Raw genomic sequence first — 3,541 nt, 5'->3', positions numbered from 1 at the left:
CTGATCGCCGTCGCCCGCAAGCTGCTGACCATCCTCAACGTCATGATCAGGACGAAAACACCATGGCAACCCGCTTGACAGCGAACACAGTCGCTCACCCGTCTCGCCGCTTCGCGGCGAGCCACCCTCTCCCACAAGGGGAGAGGGGAAGACAGAACGGACGAAGAAAAAGCATGTCGGATCGACTGAAGGCCGAGCGCGAGGCGGCGGCCGCGCGGCGGAACCTGCTGACCCAGGATGCGATCGAGCGCACCGGGATCACCGAGGAGATGATCGGGGAGCTCGTCACCCGCTTCTACGGACGCGTGCGCGAGGATGCGCTGCTGGGGCCAGTCTTTGCGATCGTGCAGAATTGGGACGAGCATCTCGCCAAACTTAGGGATTTCTGGTCGTCGGTCGTGCTGATGAGCGGCCGCTATCATGGTTCGCCGATGCGGGCGCATGTGCCGCTCAGCCTGGTCGGCGATCATTTCGACCGCTGGCTCGATCTGTTCGAGCAGACCGCGCGCGAGGTCTGTCCGCCGCCGGCGGCCGCGCTTTTCATCGACAAGGCGCGTCGCATCGCCGACAGTTTTGAGATGGCGTCGGCGACCATCGCCGGCCGTATCGCTGCGCCGCGTCACGTGCTCCGGTCCTGACGACAGCAAATCTGCCTGCAAAACGTGCAGTTGTGTCGCTTCGAGGTTGTGCTGCGCGGCCAATAACGCGTTGCACCAATTCCGGCATCATCGGTCTGATCTGCAAAATCATCATGCCGATCGCGCGACGTGACGTTGCAATTGCAAATATGCGCTGGAACGCATTCATTTGCGTTCAACCAAAGCGAGCAAAGACATATTGATGCGCTGCGGCGCCAACTCTCCGCCTTTTTTTCGGCAGAGTTCCAGCGCCTGCTAAGGTGCATGTCACGCGCATCATTCAACACCACTCCCTCATCGTCCGAGACCACCGCCGAACCCGAAGTCGACGCGGGCATAGAACAGACGCGGCGAACGCTGCTGCTTGGCGCGCTCGCCACGACCGCCTGCCTTGGTTGTTCCACGCAGGCGCGCGGGGGCGAGGATCCGCCAGGCTCCGATGAACGTCCGCAGAAGGGTGATCTCCTCGTCTTCTCCGAAGGCGACCAGGAGGGAAAGCTCATCACCGCGGCCGATCTCCCGGCCGGTGGACCGCCGGTCCATGCGTGGCCGAAGGATCCCAACACGTCGGTGGTGCGCAGCGCTTCGCGCCTCAACGAGATCCTGATCGTCAGACTCGATCCCGCCGAGCTCGACGAGAAAACCCGCGCGCGTGCCGTCGACGGCATCCTGGCCTATTCGGCGATCTGCTCGCATGCCGGCTGTCCCGTCACCGCCTGGGTCAAGAGCGATGTCGGCGACAAGGACGTGTTCAAGTGCATGTGTCACAACTCCGAATACGATCCCCGCGCGGGCGCGCAGGTCGTGTTCGGGCCGGCGCCGCGGCGGCTTGCCGCGCTGCCGCTCGCGCTCGCTGACGGTTCGCTCAGCGTCGCCGGCAACTTCATCGGAAAGGTAGGTGGCGTGCAGCCAGGATGATGGACGGTGCGGGTTATGCCCGCGTCACGAGAGGCCGCATCCGCCGAGGGGCGGACGACGGGACGAACGACAAGAATTCAAATCAAGAATTCAAACGGATGAAAAAGGGGAACGTCCATGAAAACTTCCATGACCAGGAAGCAATGGTTACTGTCCGGCTTCGTCGCCTTCACGTGTCTTGCCTCGACCGCCGCCGGCGCCGGCCCGATCGAGAATTATTCTCCCGTCACCGCGCAGCGGCTGGAAAATCCGGAACCCAGCAACTGGATGCTCTATCGGCGCACCTATGACGGGCAGGGTTATAGCCCGCTCGACCAGATCAACACCTCGAACGTCAAGAATCTCACGCCGGTCTGGACGTTTGCCACCGGCGTGGTCGAAGGCCACGAGGCGCCGCCGATCGTCAACAACGGCGTGATGTTCGTGGCGACCCCGATGGGGCAGGTGATCGCGCTGAACGCGAAGACCGGCGACGAGTATTGGCGCTACAAGCGGCAGCTCCCCGACGATCTGTTCCAGCTGCATCCGACCAGCCGTGGTGTCGGCCTCTGGGAGGACAAGCTCTATCTCGCCACCACCGACGACCATGTCGTGGCACTCGACGCCAAGACCGGCAAGGTGGTGTGGGACACCAAGGTGCAGGATTACAAGAAGGGCCAGTACATGACCCTGATGCCGCTGATCATCGACGGCAAGGTCATCGTCGGCGGCTCCGGCGGCGAGTTCGGCGTGCGCGGCTATGTCGCCGCCTACGATGCCAAGGACGGCAAGGAGCTGTGGCGGACCTACACCATTCCGGGCGAGGGCGAGCCCGGTCACGACACCTGGCAGGGCGACGACTGGAAGAACGGCGGCGGCTCGGCCTGGATGACCGGCAATTACGACAAGGAGACCAAGACGATCTATTGGGGTGTCGGCAATGCCGCGCCGTGGCCCGGTGAGATGCACCCCGGCGACAACCTCTACACGTCGTCGGTGCTCGCGCTCGATCCCAGCAACGGCAAGATCAAGACCTATCACCAGTATCACCAGAACGATTCCTGGGACTGGGACGAGGTCGAAGCGCCGATGCTGATCGACCTGCAACGCAATGGGCGCAACATCAAGAGCCTGGTCCATCCCGGCCGCGACGCGATCTTCTGGGTGCTCGAGCGCACGCCGACCAAGATCAACTATGTCGCCGGCTGGCCGTTCGTCTCCACCGACGTCTGGAAGGGCATCGATGCCGAGAGCGGACGGCCGATCGTCGATCCCGATCACAAGCCGACCGTCGGCAAGCGCGTCGAGTTCTGTCCGTCGCTGTGGGGCGGCAAGGACTGGCCGTCGGCGGCCTACAGCCAGAAGACAGGCCTCGTCTACGTGCCCGCCAACGAGAATTTCTGCGGCGGCTTTACCGGCGAGAAGCTTCCGCTCAAGCCCGGCGAACTCTGGCTCGGCACCAAGCCGGAAGACATCGGCCTGAAGACCAAGCCCGGCGCCGATCATTTCGGCGAGCTCCAGGCCTGGGATCCCGTCACCGGCAAGAAGGTGTGGCAGCACAATTTCCCGAAGTCGCAGTTGTTCGGCTCGGTGACGGCGACCGCAGGCGATCTCGTCTTCGTCGGCGGCACCAACGACCGCAACTTCCGCGCCTTCAATGCCAAGACCGGCGAGCTGCTGTGGGAGCAGAAGACCAACTCCGGCATCATGGGCATGCCGTCGTCCTATGAGATCGACGGCACGCAATACATCGCGATCCAATCCGGATGGGGCGTCGACGCGCAGCGCATCCAGGATGCGCTCGCGACCAACAATATCGGCATCGAATCCAATGTGCCGCAAGGCGGCGTGATCTGGGTGTTCGCGCTGAAGAAATAAGCTCCGCGGGCGAATCGGGTGAAGGCTATGCCAAGACCTTCAAGGAGCTGATGGACACCACCGACTGGGAGACCTACGGCACCGGCAAGTACGAGAAGTGCGCCGACTGTATGGCCCATTGCGGCTAC

3 protein-coding genes and 1 pseudogene are annotated in these 3,541 nt (G+C 63.1%); all 4 read left to right on the top strand.

Going from position 1 to position 3,541, the window contains the following annotated elements:
- The first annotated feature begins 173 nt into the window (after nucleotides 1-173).
- Nucleotides 174-638, top strand: a complete 465-nt coding sequence (locus QJT78_RS49500; RefSeq protein WP_049807821.1) for a group III truncated hemoglobin — start codon at nucleotides 174-176, stop codon at nucleotides 636-638.
- A gap of 264 nt (nucleotides 639-902) precedes the next feature.
- A complete protein-coding gene (locus tag QJT78_RS49495) occupies nucleotides 903-1,556 on the top strand; it encodes a Rieske 2Fe-2S domain-containing protein (protein WP_028151273.1) in 654 nt (217 codons plus the stop codon).
- Between the two features lie 129 nt (nucleotides 1,557-1,685).
- Nucleotides 1,686-3,413, top strand: a complete 1,728-nt coding sequence (locus tag QJT78_RS49490) for a methanol/ethanol family PQQ-dependent dehydrogenase (protein ID WP_014493609.1) — start codon at nucleotides 1,686-1,688, stop codon at nucleotides 3,411-3,413.
- 17 nt (nucleotides 3,414-3,430) lie between these two features.
- Nucleotides 3,431-3,541 (top strand): annotated as a pseudogene (locus QJT78_RS49485) (DUF3463 domain-containing protein); the annotation flags it as partial.

It is taken from the genome of Bradyrhizobium sp. Mp27, from assembly GCF_029953005.1.
In the GTDB taxonomy this organism is placed as follows: Bacteria; Pseudomonadota; Alphaproteobacteria; order Rhizobiales; family Xanthobacteraceae; genus Bradyrhizobium; species Bradyrhizobium barranii.
The sequence above is the reverse complement of the archived record's forward strand: the minus strand, read 5'-3'. Positions and strand labels throughout refer to the sequence as shown.